Here is a 22993-nt window from a genome sequence, read left to right as displayed (position 1 = left end):
GTTCCACGTGGAACACAAATCAATATTTATATGTTTAATGATGTTTATGATGTGATTGTTGTTGGTGCTGGTCATGCTGGTAGTGAAGCTGCTGCTGCTGCTGCAAATATGGGAAGCAAAACGTTATTAATTACAATGAACCTCCAGAATATAGCTCAGATGTCTTGCAATCCTGCTATGGGAGGAATTGCTAAAGGGCAAATTGTGCGAGAGATTGATGCTTTAGGAGGTTATAGTGGAATTGTGTCTGATACTTCTGCGATACAATTTAAGATGCTTAACAAATCTAAAGGACCTGCAATGTGGAGTCCAAGAGTACAATCCGACAGAATGCGTTTTGCTGAAGATTGGAGATTATTGTTAGAACAAACACCTAATCTCGATTTCTATCAAGAAATGGTTTCGGGTTTAATTATAGAAAACCATAAAATAGCTGGTGTAAAAACTTCTTTAGGAATTGAAGTAAAAGCCAAAACTGTTGTACTTACAAACGGTACTTTTTTAAATGGCTTAATTCATATTGGAGATAAAAATTTTGGTGGAGGTAGAGCTGGTGAAAGAGCTGCAACAGGAATTACTGAAGACCTTATTAAACTAGGTTTTGATTCTGGTAGAATGAAAACCGGAACACCACCAAGAGTAGATGGTAGATCCTTAGATTATTCTAAAATGATAGAACAGCCTGGTGATGATAATCCAGAAAAGTTTTCATATCTAGATGTTACTAAACCATTAAAAAAACAACGTTCTTGTCACATGACCTATACGAGTCCAGAAGTGCATGATTTACTTCGAAAGGGTTTTGATAGATCACCAATGTTTAATGGTAGAATTAAAAGTGTTGGCCCTCGTTATTGTCCATCGATAGAAGATAAGATCAATCGTTTTGCGGATAAGGATAGACATCAATTATTTGTGGAACCAGAAGGCTGGAATACGGTAGAGGTTTATGTCAACGGATTCTCTACATCCTTACCAGAAGATGTTCAATTTAATGCTTTGCGTTCAGTAGCTGGTTTTGAAAACGTGAAGTTTTTTAGACCAGGTTATGCTATAGAATACGATTATTTTCCTCCAACACAATTAAAGCATACTTTGGAAACGAAGTTAGTTGATGGATTGTATTTTGCTGGTCAGATTAATGGAACAACGGGTTATGAAGAAGCAGCTTCTCAAGGATTGATGGCAGGTATCAATGCGAGCTTAAAAGTTCAGGAACGCGATCCATTTACGTTAAAAAGAGACGAAGCTTATATAGGTGTTTTAATAGATGATTTAATTACAAAAGGTACAGAAGAGCCATATAGAATGTTTACATCTCGTGCTGAATATAGAACACTTTTGAGACAAGATAATGCAGATTTTAGATTAACACCTAAAGGATACGAACTTGGTTTAGCCTCTGAAAAACGATTAAAACGAATGGAAGAGAAGCGATCAAAAGCTTCAAATTTTGTTGAGTTTTTTAAAGATACTAGTGTAACACCAGATGAAATAAATCCGATTTTAGAATCAAAAGATTCAGCAAAAGTGAAGCAACAAGACAAGATGTTTAAGTTGTATGCACGACCAAATATTACTATTGAAGATATGCGAAAAGTAGATTCAGTAGATAAATATATTTCTGAAAATAAACTCGATTCTGAAATCATTGAGCAAACCGAAATACAGGTAAAGTATGCTGGCTATATTGAAAAGGAAAAGAACAATGCAGATAAGTTAAACCGTCTTGAAAATGTAAAAATCCCATCGAACTTTGATTACTCAAAACTAAAATCCATGAGTATGGAAGCAAGACAAAAGTTAACCGAAATACAGCCAGTAACCATTTCGCAAGCTTCACGAATTAGTGGAGTATCGCCTAATGATATTTCTGTTTTATTAGTTTATTTAGGTAGGTAAAATTCCTGAGGTAACAGAAATCTCAGAAGTCAAAAGTATATGTTCCACGTGGAACGTTAAGTAAAAAATTTAAATAGTTTGTCATTCTGAACTTGATTCAGAATCTAAATATGAGTAACAAACCAACATATTTAACCGTAAAAGACCATTCCGTTTCAGGAGAAGAATTTCAATTATTGCATAATGAAGCATTGGATATGTTAGAAACATTTCCACAACCTCAAGGCGAAAAACTTTCAGAATATTACAAAAGCGAAGACTACATTTCGCACACTGATGCCAAGCGAAATCTGTTTGAAAAAGTATATCATTTAGTCAGAACAATCTCTTTAAAGCAAAAATTGAAACTGATTAATTCATTTCAATCTGAAGAAAAAAAACTTTTAGATATTGGATGTGGTACAGGAGATTTTTTAGAAACCGCAAAAAAAAATAAATGGAATGTTGTTGGAGTAGAGCCTGATGAAAAGGCTAGAAAAATTGCAAATTCTAAAACTAATGATTCAGTTTTCGATATTCAGCATTTAGAAACTTTAAAAGAAAATAGTTTTGATGTGATTACGCTTTGGCATGTTTTAGAACATTTGCCAAATTTAGAAATGCATATTAAACTTTTTAAACGTTTATTAAAACCGAATGGAACTTTGGTAATTGCAGTGCCAAATTTTAAAAGTTACGATGCACAACATTATAAAAACTTTTGGGCAGCTTTTGATGTGCCGAGACACCTTTGGCATTTTTCAAAAACGTCAATTGAAAAATTGTTTCACGAGGAACAATTGAAATTGGTAAAAGTTTTGCCAATGAAATTTGACGCTTATTATGTGAGCCTACTTTCAGAAAAATACAAATCTGGTTTTATGAATCCTCTTAAAGCATTTTGGATAGGATGGCGTTCAAATACCAAAGGAAATAGAAGTAAGGAGTATTCTTCGCATATTTATATCTTAAAAAGTGGTATTTCTTTAAATAAAAACCATTAATAGGGTTTTGTGTTGCTAAATACTAAATGATAAGCAAGAAAATATAAAGTGTCTTAAAACGCTTTATTTAGGCTTGTTTTTAATAGGTTTTGATAATTCTAATTAAAACAAGTTATAGAATTTATCAATATTAAAAAATTAAAGAAAATCACACACTAACTTTTATACATTTGCAAAAAATAAAATAGAAATTATAATGAAGAAAATAATAGTTGCCCTAACAACATTAGTTGCATTTTCATCTTGTCAAGAACAAGTAAAAATTGGATTTGTGAATAACTCAGAATTAATTAATGAGTATAAAGGGAAGAAAGACGTTGAAAGTAAATATCAACTTCTAGATGAAAAATCTCAAAAAAAGAACGATAGCCTTGGAAGAGCTTATCAACTTGAGTTGTCAGAATTACAACAAAAATTAAGTAGAATGTCAGAGCAACAACAACAAGCTGCGGCACAACCTTTTCAACAAAAATGGCAGTTGATCGATCAACAAATGAAGTCAGAACAAGACAAGTTTAAAACCGATTTCCAAACTGAGATTGATTCTTCAATAACTGAAGTTGTAGATTTTGTTGAGGAATATGCTAAGACAAACGGATATTCTTATATTTTTGGTACAAGTGATGCATCAAGAAGCGTAATGTACGGTGAAGAATCTAATGATGTAACGGAAGAAGTACTAACAGCTTTAAATAGCTCTTACAAAAAGAAAAAGTAATTTGTAATTAATAAAACACAATACTTTAAGCCAGATGATACAATAAACATCTGGCTTTTTTGTTTTTATGTTCGTTCTTTAACTAAAAGCAGCAATGAAAATCAGTGAATTTTTAGAACAGCCGTTTTACTACTTCAACGATAAAAGATCTAAATGGATCTACATTGTTAGTGCTGTTGTGTTCTCTCACGTTTTTTTGATTTTCTTTCAGCCCTACGGCATTTCGGAAGAGATGTCCAACCCAGCAAATCCTACTTTTCATAAGTTTTTATTCTTCTTTTCTATAGCTATCAGTACGTTTTTAGCTTTAGGCTTATCTCAGTTTGTTTTGAGGCAAGTTTTTGATTATCAAAAAGTTAATAATAAAAAATACTTATATTGGGTGCTTTTTGAAGCCCTATTATTGTTAGCTATAAACTTTGGACTTTCCTTTATTATTCCAGATCTAGGTAATGATTTTGAACAAGAACTTAATATTTGGTTTCAGTTAAAAATGTACCCAAAAGTGCTGATGATTTTACTGTTTCCTTTCCTAGGAAGTGTTATATATGTCGCTATTACACAAATGCAATCCGAAATACAACAATTAGATCATCAGCTTAAGAATTTTAAAGAAAGTTTTACTAAACTAGACACCACAAAGCAAGTCGTTTTCTATGATGAAAATAATCACCCAGATTTAAAACTAAATCTAGAGGATATATTGTACTTAGAATCTAGTAATCAATATGTTTTGGTATATTATGGTAAGTCTGACGATGTAAAAAAACACATCATAAGAAACCGATTAAAACATATTCTTTTACAAACAGAAGATCTGCCTATTGAGCAATGTCATAGATCTTTTGCAGTAAATTTGTTCAAGGTGAATAGCATGAAAAAGATCAGTGGAAAGCTTTTTTTAATTATTGAGACTTCTGATTCTAAAGTGAAAATTCCGGTTTCAAAATCATTTTCAGAAGCAATTAAGAAGGCTTTTGAAGCCTAATAAGTTTTAGCTTTAAGTTTACTTTTAAGATTTTCACTCCAAAGATGTAACAATTCGCACCAAATAAGCGTCTCCATAGCGTGTTTCGCTAATATTTGGAATTTATTTGCGTTAACAAAGGCATAAAGTAAAAATCGATTTTTATACCATTTCAAACCTTAATTTTATCAATCAAAAAACAGAACAATCACTAATGAAACATTTATGTTTAGTCATTTTCCTATTTACGGGCTTTTTGTGTCAGGCACAAGAACAATACAGTATAAGTGGAACCATTAAAGACCTTAATAATGGTGAAACGCTTTTGGGCGCAACCGTTTACTTAAAAGACACCAATTATGGCGCAACTACAAACGAATACGGTTTTTTCTCTCTAACAGCTCCAGAAGGCACATATACTTTGGTCATTTCTTACGTGGGTTTTACTTCTATAACTCAAGAAATAACCTTAAACAAAGACCAAAAACTAAATTTTGAACTCGAAGAATCCGCAACATCACTTGATGAAATTGTTATCGTCGCAGAAGAATCTGAAGTTGTAAGCATCAGAAAGCCACAAATGAGTGTGGCAAAACTTAATGCTAATACAATTAAAGAAATGCCAGCGGTTTTAGGTGAGGTTGATGTTGTAAAATCTATACAATTATTGCCTGGTGTTACCAATAATGGCGAAGGTTCTGCAGGTTTTCATGTTAGAGGAGGAGCTGCAGACCAAAACTTGGTTCTTTTGGATGAAGCTATAATTTATAACACATCGCATTTCTTTGGCTTTTTCTCTGTATTCAATGCAGACGCTATTAAAAACATCAAGTTGTATAAAGGAGATATTCCGGCAAAATATGGAGGTAGAGTATCTTCTGTGCTCGATGTTAGACAAAAAGATGGTAATAGCAAACAGTTTGGATTGACTGGCGGCATTGGTTTAATTTCGAGTAGATTGACTGCAGAATCGCCAATTTTTAATGATAAGGGTTCTTTTTTAATAGCTGGTAGAGCATCTTATGCACATTTATTTATGCCGCTTATTGAAGATGTTAAAGACGATAAAATATCTTTTTACGATCTTAACTTGAAGACTAATTATGAAATCAATAAAAACAACCGTTTGTATTTGTCGGGTTATTTTGGTCGCGATATTTTCAACCTATCTAAAATAATAGAAAATAACTACGGAAATGCGACAGGAAACTTGCGCTGGAATCACGTGTTTAACGACAAGTTATTTTCTAATTTATCTTTCATCTATAGCAAATACGATTATCGAATTTTACTAGATTTTATTGAATTAGATTGGAACGCAGACATCACCAATTTCAATGTAAAATATGATTTAGGCTACTACGTAAACAATGACCTTACGCTAGATTTTGGTATTAGCGGTTTAACCTATAATCTTAATCCTGGTGAAGTAAGACCATCTTCTGAAACATCTGCAATTAACTATTTAAAGTTAGACGAAAAGCGTGCTTTTGAAGGTGCCGCTTATATAAGTGCAGAGCATCAAATTTCAGATAAGTTGGCATTTAATTATGGTTTGCGTTACAGTGCATTTTCGAGATTGGGTGGACAAAGCATGACGACTTATGTCAACAATCAACCTGTAATCTATAATAGCGATTTAGGTATTTACGAGCGTGGAGAAGCAGAAAGCGAAACCTATTACAACAAGAGTGAAAGTATAAAAACCTTTGGAAATTTTGAACCAAGATTAGGCGTTTCTTATCAGCTTAATGAAGCCTCTTCAATAAAGGCTAGTTATACCAAATCCACACAATATTTACATCTTTTATCTAATACATCGTCGGTAACACCTTTAGATGTTTGGACGCCAAGCGGACAGTATATAAAGCCTCAAATATCCAATCAATTTGCTTTAGGATATTATAGAAATCTTAAGGACAATGCCTATACTTTAGAGCTGGAAACCTACTACAAAACAGTTGACAATCGCATAGATTATATTGATGGCTCTGATTTAATAGGAAACAATAATATTGAAACCGAAATATTAAACGGTGAAGCAAGAGCCTACGGTTTAGAAGTTTTATTTCGAAAAAACAAAGGCAATTTTACAGGTTGGTTAGCATATACCTTATCAAAGTCCGAACAACGTGCTTTAGGAGGAAATGCTGGCGGACCAGGAATAAATAATGGCGATTGGTACAATACACCTTACGATCGCACACACGATATTTCTTTAACAGGATCTTACAAACTCAATGATAAATGGAGGTTTGGTTCTAATTTTGTATTTCAAACGGGTCGTCCTGTAACGTATCCTAACGGACAATATACTTACGAAGGCTTGTCTATTGCAACATATTCTAACCGAAACGAAGACCGTTTGCCAGCATATCACAGATTAGATGTTTCGGCAACGTATACACCAAACAAAGACAATGAAAGACGCTGGAAAGGCGAATGGGTTTTTGGTATTTATAATTTGTATAATCGAAGAAATGCCGCTTCAGTAAGTTTCAATCAAAACAATCAAACAGGATTAAACGAAGCTACTCGAATTTCAATTTTTGGAATTATTCCTTCGGTAACCTATAACTTTAAATTTTAGCATCATGAAAAACTATATAAAAGGCCTATTAATATTTACAGGAATTGTTTTTGCATCTTGCGAAGATGTCATAGATGTTGATGTAAACAATGCCGAACCACGCTTGGTTATAGAAGCGTCTTTAGATTGGGAAAAAGGTACAACTGGTAATGCCCAAACCATAAGATTGAGCATGTCGTCTCCATATTTTAGTATGGAAGAAGGTACTAGCGTTAGCGGAGCAACGGTTACAGTTACCAATACAAATTCTGGTACCATATTCAATTTTGTAGATGAAAATGATGGTAATTATACTATAGATAATTTTGTACCTGTTATTGGAGACACTTACCGTTTAGACGTTAGCTATAATGGTGAAAATTATGAAGCTACCGAAACGTTAATGTCAGTTTCAGATATTAACAGTGTTACACAAAGTGTTGAAGGAGGTTTTGATGATGAATTACTAGAAGTGAATGTTTATTTCGACGATCCTGTAGATGAAGAAAACTATTACCTTATTCGCTATTATGAAGATGGAGATTTGTTTCCCTATTTTGAAGATATTTCAGACGAATTTGTAAACGGTAATGAAATCCACGATTTTTTTGAAAAGGATGATGATGAAGATAATGGTGAAGCTGCGTTTCAACCTGGAGATGTAGTAGATATTGAACTTTATGGTATTTCTGAACAATATTACAACTACATGAGATTATTGATAGAGCAGTATTACAGTGGTGGTGATCCGTTTTCGTCTAATTCTGCTTTAATCAGAGGAAATTGTATTAATCCTACAAATCCAGAACAATATGCTTTTGGGTATTTTAGGCTAACGCAAGTCAATGTAACGTCCTATACTTTTGAATAAAAAATAAAGCCAGCAATTAGCTGGCTTTTTTATGTAGTAAACGTGTAAGTTTTATACTTAAATCGGTTAGGATAATCTTAGAATTACCATTGCGTTCTATATGATAAATAGCATCTTGAAGCTCATCACTAATCTCCAAAATGTTATTACCATGTACAAAAGGCGCAAAATTTTCAAGTTTAAAACCTTCGGATTTTGGTTCTAAATACACCAAAGAATCAGCTTTGTAATTCATAAGCATAGCTTGTCTAAAATAATTGAGACAAAATGCTAAAAACTTCTTTTGTGTTTCTCTTCCAGTTTTTGCAATTTCTTCGCTCCAAGAAATTAAATCGTGAATAGCAGCTTTGTTTCCCCTAGCCTTAAAGGCTGAACGGACCCAAAGAATAAACCATTTTTCAAACTGAATATCTTCGCTATCTTGATAGATAAGATCGCAAGCCTTGTTGTAATTACCATTAGCTTGATGCGCAATTTTAGTGGCAACTGCATTTTCAATATGATAGTTTCTTACCAAAGCTTCAGTAATTGCTTCTTCAGCTAGTGGAGGAAATGTTAGTATTTGACAACGCGAACGAATGGTATTTATAATTTGCTCTTCGTCTTCTGCAATGAGAATGAAAATGGTTTTTTCTGGTGGTTCCTCAATAAGTTTTAAAAGCTTATTGGCAGCAGCAGTATTCATTTTTTCTGCCATCCAAATTAGCATCACTTTGTAACCGCCTTCATAAGATTTTAGTGAAAGGGACTTTACAATTTCAAAAGCTTCATCAACACCAATTTGCCCTTGCTTGTTGTCCACATCCAATAATTTGTACCAATCAAAAAGGTTGCCGTAAGGTTGCTGCTCTAACAGTTGTCTCCATTCTTCGAGATAAAAATTAGAAACGGGTTTACTTTTTACTTTATCACTTGTGGTAACAGGAAAGGCGAAGTGCAAATCAGGATGTGATACGTTTTTGAATTTTAGATTACAAGATTCATTTCCGCCAGTGTTTTCACCACCAGTGTTACTACACAAAATGTATTGTGCATAAGCTATGGCCATTGGCAAAGTGCCAGAACCTTCTGGTCCAACAAAAAGTTGCGCGTGTGCAATTCTACCTTGATCAACACTTGTTGTAAGGTGATTTTTAATGTGTTCTTGCCCTAAAACTTCAGAAAATAACATAAAGCAAAACTATGTAATTTTTTTATGCTTTCTAATCTTTATATTTGTTATTCAAAACAGAGAAAGATATTCCTTATTTAAAACAGATGAAGACACTAAACGATTTTAATTTCAAAGATAAAAAAGCATTAATCCGCGTAGATTTTAATGTACCTCTAAATGATAAATTTGAAGTTACTGACGACACTAGAATTATTTCGGCAAAACCAACGATTATAAAAATCTTAGAAGATGGAGGAAGCTGTGTTTTAATGTCGCATTTAGGACGACCAAAGGGAGTACAAGAAGAGTTTTCTTTAAAGCATATTATTCCAAAAATTGAAGATATTTTAGGAGTTGAAGTAAAATTTGCAAGCAACTGTGTTGGTGAAGAAGCCGAAGAAAAGGCAAATGCTTTACAACCAGGCGAAATTTTATTGCTAGAAAATTTGCGTTTTCATGATGAGGAAACAAAAGGTGATAAAGACTTTGCAAAACAACTATCTAAGCTAGGAGATATTTATGTAAATGATGCTTTTGGTACAGCACATAGAGCTCATGCTTCTACAACTATTGTTGCAGAATTTTTTCCTGATGCTAAATGCTTCGGAAGCTTATTGGCCAAAGAGATAGAGAGCATCAAAAAAGTATTAGAAGATGGTGAAAAGCCTGTGTTAGCAGTACTTGGTGGCGCTAAAGTATCTTCTAAAATCACAGTTATAGAAAATATTTTAGACAAAGTAGATCACCTTATTATTGGTGGTGGAATGACATTTACATTCATTAAAGCTAAAGGTGGCTCTGTTGGAGATTCTATCTGTGAAGATGATAAAATGGAATTGGCTTTAGATATATTAAAACAAGCTGAGGCTAAAGGAGTACAAGTTCACTTACCTGTAGATGTAATTGCTGCAGATGCTTTTAGCAACGATGCCAATACACAACATGTCGATGTTTATCATATTCCTGATGGATGGCAAGGCTTAGACGCAGGGCATAAATCTTTAGAGATTTTTGATGACGTAGTTAACAAGTGTAACACTATTTTATGGAATGGTCCGCTAGGAGTTTTTGAAATGGAAACCTTCTCTAAAGGCACAATTGCACTTGGAAATTCTATTGCTAATGCGACTAAAAATGGAGCTTTTTCTTTAGTAGGAGGAGGAGATTCTGTAGCTGCTGTAAAAGAGTTTGGGTTTGAAGATAAAGTAAGCTACGTAAGCACTGGTGGAGGTGCTATGCTAGAAAGCTTAGAAGGGAAAACGCTTCCGGGTATTGCGGCAATTCTTAATGATTAAAAGTCTTTCAAGTTTAATATTCGTTATAGTTTTTTGCACAACAATTTCGTCGTGCAAAACAGAAGTAAATGATTCTAAATACAGTTTTTACCACTGGAAAACGAATTTTAACTTAACAGAACAAGATAAAACGCATATACAAGATGGACAAAGTAACATCTTGTATATGCGTTTTTTTGATGTAGATTTTAATACCAAAGAAAATAAACCCTTACCAATTGCAACAGTTCAGTTTTCAAAAGATTTTGAAGTGGTTGTAGACACCATAGTTCCAGTTGTATTCATAAAAAATGAAGTTTTTAAACATATCACCTTAGAGGAAAGTAAATCGTTATCAAAACCTGTTTCTCAAAAAATAAAGCGTCTTTTTAAAAGTTATTTCGAGCCTCAAAAGATGTTAACTAAAATTCAGATTGATTGCGATTGGTCTCAAAACACAAAAATGAAATACTTTGCCTTCTTAGAAAGTTTAGCAACCTATTTTGATAACATTGAACTCTCGACAACATTAAGATTGCATCAGGTAAAATATAGAGAAAAAACAGGAGTGCCTCCTGTAGATAAAGTGGTACTTATGGCATATAATGTTGGAGATATTTTGAATATTGACGAGACAAACTCTATTATTAACAACAATATTACTAGTCAATATTTACAGCGTCTTAGTGAATATCCACTACCTTATGATCTGGCCTTGCCTGTATTTGAGTGGGCTATTCTTTACAGAAGAGAAAAGCCTGTAGCAATTTTAAATAATTATTCGTTGAAGACTTTTAGCGAGAACTTTAGACCTACTCAAACGTTAAATATTTACAAGGCTACTCAAGATTGTTATATAAGTAGTAATTTTATTTATAAAGATGATGTTATTAGGATTGAGACGGTAAGTAAAAATGACCTAAAAAAACTCTCCGAGTTAATAAAAGCAGCATCAACAAAACCATATAGCACAGTTTTTTATCACATAGGTTCGCCTGTGTTGTCTAATTTTACAAACGATGATCTTAAGACATTTTGTTATAATTAACGCACTTGTAATTCTTGGGTTTACAAGTTTAGAAGCCAACTCTAAGTTGCCTACTTTTTGTGGTTGGGATCCGTCTTGGGATAGTGTGTATTATCCAATTATTGATCAGTTTTCATTAGTAGATGAAGATAATAAGTCGTTTTTAAATTGTCCAGATATTGTTTTTTGCGATTATTTTCCCAACAGCAATGCTACAAACTATAATATTGATGAATGGTATAACTACTTTAATGGTAGTTTTTCTAAAGAAGAATTAAGGTTACTTGTTTACAAAAAGTCAATACAATGGCTTCAGGGAGAAGAAGATGTCGATGAGAACGAAAGATTAATGTATACCAACATTAATAAAACTAAGTACACTTTTTTTAAGCGTTATCTACTTTTGGCAAAAGGCACAGAGCGCTTAGCTAGCGATAAGACGTACGATTCAGGTTGGTATCAAGGAGAAACATTAAGTTTTGAAGATAAATCTCCTTGGTTAGAAAAAGCGGTTGCTCTAATTAAAGACGCACCAGACCAATTTTTTAAGAATAGAGTTGGGTATCAAATTGTAAAGTTAGCACATTACAAACAAGACAATGATTTGGCTATCAGTGCTTTTAAAAGATATTTAGAATTAAATAATAGTTCTAGATACATCTATTACAGAGCGTTAGAGCAAGTTTCGGGAGCTTATTTTAATCTTAGTCAACACAGTATAGCTGCTCAAAATTACCTTGAGGTATTCAAAAACTTACCAGACAGAAGAGAGCGTTGTGCTTTGAGTCTTCGTTTTATAGACTGGAGCCAGTTAAATGAAAACAGCAGCTTTTATAAGGACTTAAAGTACAAGGATATTTTTCATTTTTTTAAAGCGTATTATGGCAGAGGAGATGTTTTAAAAGAGATGAAGAAAATAGCAGAAATCGATGTCAATTCACCGTATTTAGAAGTGTTAACAGCAAGACTTATAGATGATATACAATCTCAGCTCTTTGAGCATGATGACAATGGATATTATTTTGAAGGAATACAGAATACTTATACTAATGAAAGTAAAATCATTATAGATGAAATTCTAACAAATAAAACACTTAAAGATAAAAGTGCTTTGACTTTGCTTAAAGCACTATCGCAAATAAAAAAAGGTAAGTATAGTGAAGCAAAAGCTACATTAAATACACAATTTCAGTGGCATGCTTCTAAAATTCATAAAAAACGATTACTGTTTGCAATAGATTTTATGGATATAAAGACACCAAACCGTCAGCAAATCAATGAAGTTTTCAAACAATTAGATCAAGATAAAGACCTTAATACATACAAACCAGTAGTCGCTGCATTTTTCAATCATATTAGTGCCTTATATTCTAAAGATAATCCCTTGTTAAGTGCTTTTATAGCAATAGATTACGATAGTTATCCTCGTGATCAACCTTTTGACTGGAGTACAATTAATAACAACTATGCTTATAATTATGAGCTTGAAACCAAGTATTCATTTTTAAAAATAGATGTTATTAATAGTTTAGATGAATTTATAAAATTAAAGTCTTTCACCCATTTTGAGCAAATAATTTTAGACAGAGTAAAGGTGGATGTCAATGATTTTATACACGAGCTAAGAGGAACATATTTTTTAAGAGAAAAAGAATTGTATAGAGCTTTAAAAGAGTTTGAAGCAATTAAAAATACATCAGAGTTTTGGAATGAGGACGTTAGACCAGAATTATTCTCAGGATCTATAAAAGAATGGATGAATGTTGATTTCAACTCAATATCAGATCAATTTCATGTCAAATATTTAGAAGAGTTGAAATTAAATAATACCGTTACTTCAGATGATGAACCAGTGGGAGTAAGAGAAAATTATAGAGATAATAAAATAAAACTAACCAAAGCCCTTATAAAGCTCGAGACTTTAGCAAAACAAGAAAAAGAAAACGCAGCAGAATATTATTATATGTTGGGTAATGCTTGGTACAATATGAGTGCAGTAGGATGGTTTGTAAATAATCTTTATTATGTAGGAAATGATAACCGAAATGAGTTGATGAGTGAATCTGGTGGTAATACTACAGAAACAACAGATAACGCAATGATGTGGGCAGAAAAGTATTTTAAAAAAGGTATAGAAAGCAAAGGAGATAATGAAGTAAAAGCACGGCTCACTTTTATGTTAGCTAAAACAGAAAGTTGCTTTGATTATACAAGGAATAATCAAACAAATGAATATGATTTTTACCTTTGTGAAAATCACCAAGCCCATTTCAAAGATTTACGCGATAATTACTCAGAGTCCAATTATTATCAAGAGGTATTAAAGGAATGTAGTTGGTTGCGCTGGTATAACGATAATTATTAAGTGTTTAATCAAATTTCAAAAGCATTAAAAATATACCATATTTACAGGAATTACGTTTTTTTATATAAATTCGATAACATGCGATTAGTTTATACTTTAATTTTATTGTGCTTTTTTGATTTTGGCTGGACCCAAGAGAGGGTTCAAACCACCTCAAAAGATTCTGTGATTGACGGAAAGTTGCTTACCTCAAAACAGACAATTCCTGCAGAGCAAGATACTTTAAACATTAAAGACCTTAAAGATCATCCTGAGGCTGCTAAATTAGATGAGAAATGGTTAGAAGAGCTGTATAGCAATTCACTCTTTGATACCATATATAAATCGGTTACAGAATTGGAATATGATCCTGTGGATTATCCTGAATTACCCACAGATACTCTAAAAGCAAGACTTGAGCGTTTAAATGCAAGAACACCTTTTAATGTAGAGTACAATCCTTCGTTAGAAAGTGTCATAAAAAGCTACTTGAAATATAGAAGGTCTTCATTAGAAAGTTTGATGGGTTTAAGCCATTTTTATTTTCCAATGTTTGAGCAGGAATTCGACAATTACAATATTCCATTAGAAATGAAATATCTGGCTATTGTAGAATCTGCATTAAAGCCAAGAGCGCGATCTAGAGTAGGTGCAACTGGCTTATGGCAATTTATGTTTGCTACAGGCAAGGAACACGATTTGGATGTAAGCAGTTATGTAGATGAACGTAGCGACCCTATAAGGTCAACAACAGCTGCGGCTCAATACTTAGGAAAGTTGTATGAAATTTTTGGAGATTGGGACTTAGCTTTAGCGGCTTACAATTCAGGTCCAGGAAACGTAAATAAAGCGATAAGACGTTCTGGTGGTTATAAGAATTATTGGAATATTCGTCATAATTTACCTAGGGAAACAGCTGGTTATGTTCCGGCATTTTTGGCGACAATGTATATTTTTGAATATGCTAAAGAGCATGGTTTTCAACCTGAAAGACCAATGTTTCAGCATATAGAAACCGATACTATTCACGTAAAACAGATGATCTCTTTAGATCAAGTCTCTGAAGTTACAGGTGTTAATATAGAAGAACTTCAATTTTTGAATCCTTCGTATCGATTAGATATTATTCCGAAAGTTGAAGGTAAAACCTATGTTCTAAGATTGCCAAGAGAAGCAGTAGGAACGTTTGTAACCAACGAGGAACAAATTTATGCTTTTGCCAAAAGCGAATTTGACAAGCGAGAAAAACCTTTACCTCAGTTATTTAATAATGATACCAAAGTTAGATATCGTGTACGAAGTGGTGACTACCTTGGTAAAATAGCACGAAAATACGGAGTTAGGGTGAGTCAGATAAAACAGTGGAACGGATTAAGAAGTAATAACCTTAAAATAGGCCAACGACTTACAATTTACCCTAGAAAAATTGATGTTACAAGTACACCTTCTGCACCCAAAAAAGTAGTGAACGCAGAAGGAAAACAGACTTATACAGTACAATCTGGAGATTCACTTTGGACCATAGCTCAAAAATTTTCTGGAGTTTCTGTTCAAAATATTAAAGATTGGAACGATATTAGTGGTAATAAACTCAGAATAGGAACAAAATTGATTGTTTCAGAGTAGTTAAACCAACAAAAACAAAAATTATGAAAGCTTTATACGCTTTATTACTATGTATTACCGTCTTGGCTTGTGATGAAAAAAAGCAGTCAGACAAACAAGTTTACTTACCCGAGTCTAACGGAAATCTAAATAGTATTTCGGTTGTAGTAGATAACACTTTGTGGGAAGGAAGCATTGGAGAAAATATCAGAAGCATTTTTGCCGCTCCGTTAATGGGTTTACCTGTAGATGAACCATTGTTTCACATGAGACAAATTCCGCCACAAGTGTTCGATGGGTTTGCTACCAGAAGCAGAATTATACTGAAGATTGAAAAAGGAAATTTAAAGCCTGTTACAAAAATTGTAAATAATGAATTCGCTAAACCGCAGACTGTAGCTGTAATTGGTGGAAAAACTGATAAAGAAATTGTTGAGCAATTAAAAGAAAACGCAGCAAAAATAATTGATGCCTTTAACAAAGAAGAAGTTAAGGAAAAGCAGAGACGTATAAAACTGTCGTTATTAGATGATGCAAAAATGGAGAGCAAATTAGGCTTTACCATAAATATTCCTTCGGTATACAGAATCAGTAAAGCTGATGATGACTTCTTCTGGATCAGAAAAAACCTGAGTAATTCTAAAACTATGGAACTAATGTTTTATGAGGTTCCGTTAGAGTCTATTTCAAAAGGTGACAGTACAATAGTAGACATTGTTAAATTAAGAAATGAGATTACCAAAAATAAGATTCCAGGAGAGGATGATATTTATATGAAAGTTGAAGATGCGTATGCACCAGGAATGTTCGAAACAATTATTGATAATAAACCAGCTTATGAAGTAAGAGGTCTTTGGACTATGGAAGGCTACACTATGGCTGGTCCATTTATAACATATTTGATTGAAGATAAAATAAACAATCGTTACTTAGTAGCAGATGGTTATGTTTATGCACCTTCTTTAGATAAGCGAGAGTACATTTTTGAACTCGAATCCATTATAAAATCAATTAAGATTAAGTAATAAAAAAAAGCCAACTTTTAAAGTTGGCTTTTTCTTTAGTTTCTATTATAAAAAAGACTATTTCTTTTCGTTATTATCAGCAGAATCGTCTTTACTTGCGTCTTTAAATTCTTTAATTCCACTACCTAGTCCTTTCATTAATTCAGGAATTTTCTTTCCACCAAAAAGTAAAAGAATTGCTAAGCCTATGATAACCCATTGCCAAGGTCCAATCGCTAAAGGTATAATGCTAAGATTCATAATTTTTAATTTAGACTGCAAAGTTAGTAATTATAGTTTAATAATAACGTTCTTAAGTCAACTTTAGGATTTAATGAAGCGCCTATTTAAGTATTTTAACTAATTTTGTTTTGATGGCTAAAAAGAAGATTAAAGAAAAGAAATTCACAAAAAAACTGCTTCATAAGTATCGTTTAGTGATTTTAAACGAAGACACTTTTGAAGAACGTTTTGCTATAAAGTTAACACGGCTCAATGTGTTTATAATCACATCAATATCAGCCATTACTTTAATTTTCCTAACCACATTACTTATTGCTTTTACTCCGCTTAGAGAGTATATACCAGGATATTCTTCAGCAAGACTAAAGAAACAAGCAACCATTTTAAACTACAAAACAGATTCTCTAGTCCATGAGTTGGAGCTTAACAAGCGCTACTATGCTTCTATTAGAAAAGTACTGACGGGTGATGTAGCTTCTTCAAACTTTAATAGAGATTCTATACTTCAGGCGGCAAAGAATGATATAGGAGTATTACAAGTTACCACCAATAAAGAAGACTCTTTGCTTAGAGAAAAAGTTAATAAAGAAGATAAATACAATCTTTTTGAGTCGGGAGATAAATCGAATTTTGTTTTATTTCCTCCAGTGAACGGAACTATTTCCGAATCGTATAATATCAAGGAAAAACATTATGCGGTTGATGTGGTTGTTGCAGCCAATACACCTGTTAAAGCCACAGCAGATGGTACTGTAATATTTGCAGAATGGACTGTGGAAACAGGTTATGTGGTCATCATAGAGCATAATCAAGAATTGATTTCTGTTTACAAACACAATTCTGAGATTACAAAATCTCAAGGAGATTTAGTAAAAGCAGGTGAGGTGATAGCAATGTCTGGTAATACAGGAGAGTTAACCACAGGGCCTCATTTGCATTTCGAATTATGGAGCAAAGGCTATCCAGTAAATCCAACTAATTTTATTGATTTTCAGTAATGGCTTCAGTTAAGGCGGCACTTTCAAAACCTTTTGCAAAATATATTGCTAAGCGTATAAAAAAATGGTCTTCAAAACCTGTAGAGACACAACAAAAGGTATTTGATGATTTAATCACAGAAGCTAAAACTACAGCTTTTGGTAAGGATCATAAGTTTAATGAAATTAAGTCTTATGAGGATTTCAAAACAAGAGTTCCCGTAAGAGACTACGAAGAATTAAAACCTTATGTAGAGCGCGTAGTTGCTGGAGAAGAAAATGTACTTTGGAAAGGAAAACCAGTATATTTTGCAAAAACTTCAGGAACAACATCTGGTGCAAAATATATTCCTATTACAAAGGAAAGTATGCCAACACACGTAGAGGCAGCTAGAAATGCTATTTTACTTTACATCCATGAAACTGGGAACTCAAGATTTGTAGATGGAAAAATGATTTTTCTTCAAGGTAGTCCAATTTTAGAAGAAAAAAATGGAATAAAACTAGGCAGATTGTCTGGAATCGTAGCACACTACGTGCCTAAATACCTTCAAAAAAATAGAATGCCCAGCTATGAAACCAATTGTATTGAAGATTGGGAAACTAAGGTCAATGCCATTGTAGATGAAACTATAGAAGAAGATATGACTGTTATTTCTGGAATTCCTTCTTGGGTTCAGATGTATTTTGAGAAATTGATTGAAAAAAAGAATAAAAAGGTTGGAGATGTTTTTAAGAATTTCAATCTGTTTATTTTCGGTGGGGTTAATTACGAACCTTACCGAGCAAAATTTGAAAATTTAATTGGCAGAAAGGTAGATAGTATTGAGTTATATCCGGCAAGTGAGGGTTTTTTCGCATTTCAGGACAAACAAAACGAAAAAGGAATGTTGCTTCAACTCAATTCGGGAATTTTTTATGAATTTATAGAGGTCAACCATTTCTTTGATGAGAGCCCTAAAAGAATAACTATTAAAGATGTAAAGCTTGGTGTCAATTACGTAATGATAATTTCTACTACAGCTGGTCTTTGGGCTTATAACATTGGAGATACGGTTGAGTTTACATCTTTAAGCCCATATCGTGTTATTGTAAGCGGAAGAATTAAACACTTTATTTCGGCTTTTGGCGAGCATGTTATTGGAAAAGAAGTGGAGCAAGCTTTAAAGGAAGCAACAGAAAACACTAAGATATCCGTAAATGAATTCACAGTTGCGCCACAAATAAACCCTGAATCTGGCTTGCCGTTTCATGAATGGTTTATAGAATTTGAAAATGAACCTGAAAATGAAGAAACATTCATAGAGGCTATAGACCAATCTTTACAAAAGCAGAATAGTTATTATTTTGATTTAATAGAGGGAAAGGTTTTAAGGCCATTGAAAGTGACAAAAATTAAAAAAGATGGCTTTCAAACTTATATGAAATCTATTGGGAAACTCGGCGGTCAAAATAAGATTCCAAGGTTATCAAACGATAGGAAAATAGCAGATAAGTTATATGAGCTTCATTTAGTTAAATAAAACTATATATTTGCTGGTTAAATTACTATATGAGTACAACAAATAAGAAAAGACACGAAAGAACAAGAGCGCAAGAAAGTTCGAGCGCAATAGAGCGTATGTACATTACCATGCGACACTTGTTTAATCGCGGTTTTTATAAACCTATGGGTGTTTCTGGTGAAACACTAAGAGAAGCACTTCTGCTACTTCGTCCAGAAATTTATGGTTCTATAGGCGAAGAAAAAGCGGAATTAGAGGGCTTATTATATGTTATAGATCGTTTACCTCAAGGTATAGAAGAATGTACGTTCATTAACTTAACAAGTGATGAAGGTTATGCTAATTCACATTTTAAAGCAATAATTCCGCCTAAAAGAAGGAGAAACTGTTACAGAATCGATGATGAGCAAATGAATATCGAAATCACTAGAGGTCGCTCAGAGATTTATGATATACTTACGCATCTTACATTTCTTTTTGTAGAATCTCACAAGATTAGCAAACGTGTTCTTATCGATGAAGAAGGTTCAACTGTAAGGGATTGGCAGAAATTAGAAAGTGCAGTATTATCTTCAGAAAAACTTTCTCAAAAAGATAGAGAAATAGCCATAACGCATACGGCTAATATTTTAGGAAGAACTTTTAATGAGTTAACAGAAGCCTATTCTAAATTTGCGATAGAAGGTCAGCCAGAGCGCTTACTTCATATTGTTTATTGGTTAGGGAAACTTGCGATAGAAGAAACTATAAACAATACTAAAAGAACCATAACTTTTAGTCCTGTTTTAAGAGAGCGTTTAGGGCATCATATTCATGGAGAAGTTTGGGCTGACACTATAAAGGCCGAATTACACAAAAATGGACTGCTTGAGCGCCCAATTCACATTATAAGTGCTAACATGCATAGTGTGATGAATTCTCTTTTTGCAAAAGGCATTTTGAAAGCTTCTGAATCCAAGAAAGATATATTTCAAACCTACGAAGCATTAAGTGATTCAAAAAACGCATTATTGCGCAATAAAGTAGAAAAATCAGCGTTGCAAAACGGAATGATCTACATTAAAGATACTTCTGGAACCAACATTGACGTGCAGATTTTCGACACAGATAAAATAGATTTCACTAAAACAGAATTCAATTACTTAAAAGATAGTGTTGAAGAAAAAGCAGTCATTTTCGTGATGGATTATGCTTTTGGTGAGCAAGCTTATGAAACTTTAGATGAGTTTTTAAAACCTATAAAAGTTGATGGCAAAAAAGTTCATTTAGATGTTCGGTCTATTTCTATTATGGGCAAAGCAGGTATTTTAGAAGGAGGTAAAGGAGATATAATGATACCTTCAGCTCATATTTTTGAAGGTACCGCAGACAACTATCCTTTTAAAAATGAACTAAGCAAAAGTGATTTATTAGATTGTGGAGTAGAAGTTTTTGAGGGTACCATGATAACTGTGCTTGGCACATCCTTACAAAACAAGGAAATACTTAAATTCTTTAAAAACTCTACATGGAATGTGATAGGTCTTGAAATGGAAGGTGCACATTACCAAAAGGCTATTCAGGCGGCATCAAAAGTTAGAGGCAGCATAAATGAAGATGTAAAAGTTAGATATGCCTATTATGCGAGTGATAATCCTCTTGAAACAGGGAGTACTTTAGCTTCAGGAGGTTTAGGAACCTCAGGAGTAAAACCAACATACGTAATTACTAAAAAAATACTAGAACAGATTTTTAATTCATAAACAACATGAGTGACAAAACACCTCAGCAAAATGATAACGAAGAAATTGACTTAGGTCAGTTGTTCAATGCTATAGGGAGATTATTTGAAAAACTATTCAACTTTATTGGTAAGATTTTCAAAGGAATTTTTACAGCTATAATTTTAATTTTAAAACCTCTAGTTGAACATTTTAAATTAATTGCGGTTGTATTGATGGCTGCGGCAATTATTGGTTATATAGTTGATAAGTTTAAGGAGCCTGTTTACACATCTAGTATGATTGTTAAGCCTTATTTTGATTCAAAATATCAGTTAGTAAACAATGTTGACTACTTCAATGCTTTAATAAATTCTAAAAATTTAAAAGAAATATCTAAAGTTTTTGAAATAGACACTTTAAATGCTTCAAATATTTTAGAATTTGAAATTGAAGCTGGTCCTGAAACTCAGAACGATTTGTTAATTGAATACGATGAATACTTACAAGATATTGATACAAGCCTTGTAAAGGACTTTTCTTTTGAAAAATTTGTTGAAAATAGGGATATGCTCTCTAGCTCTATTTTTTCTATTACAGCAAAATCTAAAAGTGCCAATATTTTTCCTCAATTAGAAAAAGGATTTATTAAAACATTTGAAAATAAATATTCAAAAAAACTAAAGCAAAAGTTTGATTCAATATATGGAGTTGAGAAAGCGAATTATTTAGCACAATTACAAAATATTGACAAGCTTCAAAATATGTATATTGAGATTAAAACTAGTGAAGCGAATAATGGGAAACTTCAACTTTCAACAGGAAGCTTATTGCCATTAAGTCAAGAGAAGGTGGAAACCAAAGAGTTTGAATTATTTCAAGAAGAAGTAAAAATAAGGCAAGCATTAAAAAATTTAGAAGAAATAAAAATCGAAGAGCAAGATTATTATGATATAATAGCGTCTTTTGATGAAATAGGTAAAAAGGATTCAAGAGTTTTAAGTAAACTTACATTCTTGTTGCCGCTAATTATTTTTTCAATTATGGTGATTGCCTATGCTTTGATGAATATTTTCAAGTTTATAAAAAATTATGAGTATAATACCTAAAAAAATACTTATAACTGGTGGTGCTGGCTTTATTGGATCTCATGTAGTAAGACTTTTTGTAAATAAGTACCCTAACTATCATATTTTCAATTTAGATGCTTTAACCTATGCCGGTAACTTAGAAAACCTTGTAGATATTGAGTCTAAAGAAAATTATACTTTCTTAAAGGGAGATATAACAGATGAAACTTATATAACAGAGATTTTTAATAAATATAATTTCACAGATGTTATCCACCTAGCGGCTGAATCTCATGTAGACCGTTCTATAAAAGACCCCTTGGCTTTTGTAAGAACCAATGTTATAGGCACAATGGTATTGTTAAATGCTTTTAAAGGTTTGTGGAGTGGTAATTATAAGGATAAACTATTTTATCATATTAGTACAGATGAGGTTTATGGTACCTTAGGAGAAACGGGATTGTTTACAGAAAGCACATCTTACGATCCAAATTCACCTTATTCAGCATCAAAAGCTAGTTCTGACCATTTCGTTAGAGCTTATGGCGAAACATATAGTTTGCCTTATGTGATAACAAACTGTTCTAATAATTATGGGCAAAATCAATTCCCAGAGAAATTGATTCCTTTATTTATAAATAATATCATTAATAAGAAACCTTTACCGGTTTATGGAGATGGTAATTACACAAGAGATTGGTTATATGTAAAGGATCATGCCAGAGCTATTGACATGGTTTTTCATGAAGGTAAAATAGGTGAAACCTATAACATTGGTGGTTTCAACGAATGGAGAAATATTGATTTAGTAAAGCTATTATGTGATCAAATGGATCTTAAATTAGAAAGACCACAAGGAAGTTCACAAGAATTAATCACATTTGTAAAAGATCGCCCTGGGCACGATTTAAGATATGCTATAGACGCTAACAAAATAAAAGACGAATTAGGATGGATGCCATCTGTAACTTTTGAAGAAGGCCTAAAAGAAACCATAGATTGGTATTTTGATAATTCAGAATGGCTTAATAATGTAACTTCTGGAGCATATCAAACTTATTACGAAAAACAGTATTCATAG

General features: G+C 32.8%; 18 protein-coding genes. 16 read left to right on the top strand and 2 right to left on the bottom strand.

Annotated elements, in window-relative coordinates:
* Nucleotides 1-30: 30 nt before the first annotated feature.
* The 6 genes from mnmG (at nt 31) to QGM60_RS13215 (ending at nt 8010) form a co-directional block, all read left to right on the top strand.
* On the top strand, nt 31-1902 hold the full coding sequence (mnmG, locus tag QGM60_RS13240; RefSeq protein WP_281140735.1) for a tRNA uridine-5-carboxymethylaminomethyl(34) synthesis enzyme MnmG: 1872 nt from the start codon (nt 31-33) through the stop codon (nt 1900-1902).
* A 110-nt stretch (nt 1903-2012) separates the two neighbouring features.
* Nucleotides 2013-2885: a class I SAM-dependent methyltransferase gene (locus QGM60_RS13235; RefSeq protein ID WP_281140734.1), complete on the top strand. Its 873-nt coding sequence runs from the start codon at nt 2013-2015 to the stop codon at nt 2883-2885.
* Between the two features lie 196 nt (nt 2886-3081).
* Nucleotides 3082-3603, top strand: coding sequence for an OmpH family outer membrane protein (locus QGM60_RS13230; RefSeq protein WP_281140733.1), 522 nt, complete (start codon nt 3082-3084; stop codon nt 3601-3603).
* 94 nt (nt 3604-3697) lie between these two features.
* A complete protein-coding gene (locus QGM60_RS13225; protein ID WP_281140732.1) occupies nt 3698-4591 on the top strand; it encodes a LytTR family DNA-binding domain-containing protein in 894 nt (297 codons plus the stop codon).
* A 193-nt stretch (nt 4592-4784) separates the two neighbouring features.
* A complete protein-coding gene (locus QGM60_RS13220) occupies nt 4785-7160 on the top strand; it encodes a TonB-dependent receptor (RefSeq protein WP_281140731.1) in 2376 nt (791 codons plus the stop codon).
* A 4-nt stretch (nt 7161-7164) separates the two neighbouring features.
* Nucleotides 7165-8010 carry a DUF4249 domain-containing protein gene (locus tag QGM60_RS13215; RefSeq protein WP_281140730.1) on the top strand — a complete coding sequence of 282 codons (846 nt, stop codon included), beginning with the start codon at nt 7165-7167 and terminating at the stop codon, nt 8008-8010.
* A gap of 16 nt (nt 8011-8026) precedes the next feature.
* Here the strand turns inward: QGM60_RS13215 and QGM60_RS13210 are convergent, their stop codons facing one another.
* Nucleotides 8027-9181 carry a DNA polymerase III subunit delta' gene (locus QGM60_RS13210; RefSeq protein WP_281140729.1) on the bottom strand — a complete coding sequence of 385 codons (1155 nt, stop codon included), beginning with the start codon at nt 9179-9181 and terminating at the stop codon, nt 8027-8029.
* An 86-nt stretch (nt 9182-9267) separates the two neighbouring features.
* Between QGM60_RS13210 and QGM60_RS13205 the strand changes: the two genes are divergently transcribed.
* The 5 genes from QGM60_RS13205 (at nt 9268) to QGM60_RS13185 (ending at nt 16438) form a co-directional block, all read left to right on the top strand.
* The gene (locus QGM60_RS13205) at nt 9268-10458 is read left to right on the top strand and encodes a phosphoglycerate kinase (RefSeq protein ID WP_281140728.1); all 1191 of its coding nucleotides are present in this window, start codon (nt 9268-9270) and stop codon (nt 10456-10458) included.
* Nucleotides 10451-11485, top strand: a complete 1035-nt coding sequence (locus QGM60_RS13200; RefSeq protein WP_281140727.1) for a hypothetical protein — start codon at nt 10451-10453, stop codon at nt 11483-11485. Before QGM60_RS13205 ends, QGM60_RS13200 begins: the two co-directional genes overlap by 8 nt.
* Nucleotides 11457-13829, top strand: coding sequence for a hypothetical protein (locus tag QGM60_RS13195; RefSeq protein WP_281140726.1), 2373 nt, complete (start codon nt 11457-11459; stop codon nt 13827-13829). The genes QGM60_RS13200 and QGM60_RS13195 overlap by 29 nt, the downstream gene beginning before the upstream one ends.
* Nucleotides 13830-13907: 78 nt before the next feature.
* Nucleotides 13908-15434, top strand: a complete 1527-nt coding sequence (locus QGM60_RS13190; RefSeq protein WP_281140725.1) for a LysM peptidoglycan-binding domain-containing protein — start codon at nt 13908-13910, stop codon at nt 15432-15434.
* Nucleotides 15435-15457: 23 nt separating this feature from the next.
* On the top strand, nt 15458-16438 hold the full coding sequence (locus tag QGM60_RS13185; protein ID WP_281140724.1) for a DUF4837 family protein: 981 nt from the start codon (nt 15458-15460) through the stop codon (nt 16436-16438).
* 57 nt (nt 16439-16495) lie between these two features.
* Here QGM60_RS13185 and QGM60_RS13180 read toward each other — a convergent pair whose 3' ends face one another.
* The gene (locus QGM60_RS13180; protein WP_281140723.1) at nt 16496-16678 is read right to left on the bottom strand and encodes a twin-arginine translocase TatA/TatE family subunit; all 183 of its coding nucleotides are present in this window, start codon (nt 16676-16678) and stop codon (nt 16496-16498) included.
* Between the two features lie 113 nt (nt 16679-16791).
* Here QGM60_RS13180 and QGM60_RS13175 point away from each other — a divergent pair, with 113 nt between their 5' ends.
* Genes QGM60_RS13175 through rfbB form a run of 5 tightly spaced genes read left to right on the top strand, consistent with a single transcriptional unit; the run spans nt 16792 to nt 22993 of the window.
* Entirely contained in the window at nt 16792-17658 is an 867-nt protein-coding gene (locus tag QGM60_RS13175) for a M23 family metallopeptidase (RefSeq protein ID WP_281140722.1), read from the top strand.
* Nucleotides 17658-19160, top strand: coding sequence for a GH3 auxin-responsive promoter family protein (locus QGM60_RS13170; protein WP_281140721.1), 1503 nt, complete (start codon nt 17658-17660; stop codon nt 19158-19160). Before QGM60_RS13175 ends, QGM60_RS13170 begins: the two co-directional genes overlap by 1 nt.
* 29 nt (nt 19161-19189) lie before the next feature.
* Entirely contained in the window at nt 19190-20884 is a 1695-nt protein-coding gene (locus QGM60_RS13165; protein WP_281140720.1) for a hypothetical protein, read from the top strand.
* 5 nt (nt 20885-20889) lie between these two features.
* Nucleotides 20890-21951: a hypothetical protein gene (locus QGM60_RS13160; protein WP_281140719.1), complete on the top strand. Its 1062-nt coding sequence runs from the start codon at nt 20890-20892 to the stop codon at nt 21949-21951.
* Nucleotides 21935-22993: a dTDP-glucose 4,6-dehydratase gene (gene rfbB, locus QGM60_RS13155; protein WP_281140718.1), complete on the top strand. Its 1059-nt coding sequence runs from the start codon at nt 21935-21937 to the stop codon at nt 22991-22993. The genes QGM60_RS13160 and rfbB overlap by 17 nt, the downstream gene beginning before the upstream one ends.

Source organism: Winogradskyella sp. SYSU M77433, from assembly GCF_029911945.1.
Taxonomy (GTDB): Bacteria; Bacteroidota; Bacteroidia; order Flavobacteriales; family Flavobacteriaceae; genus Winogradskyella.
This window is presented reverse-complemented; position numbering and strand designations above follow the sequence as displayed.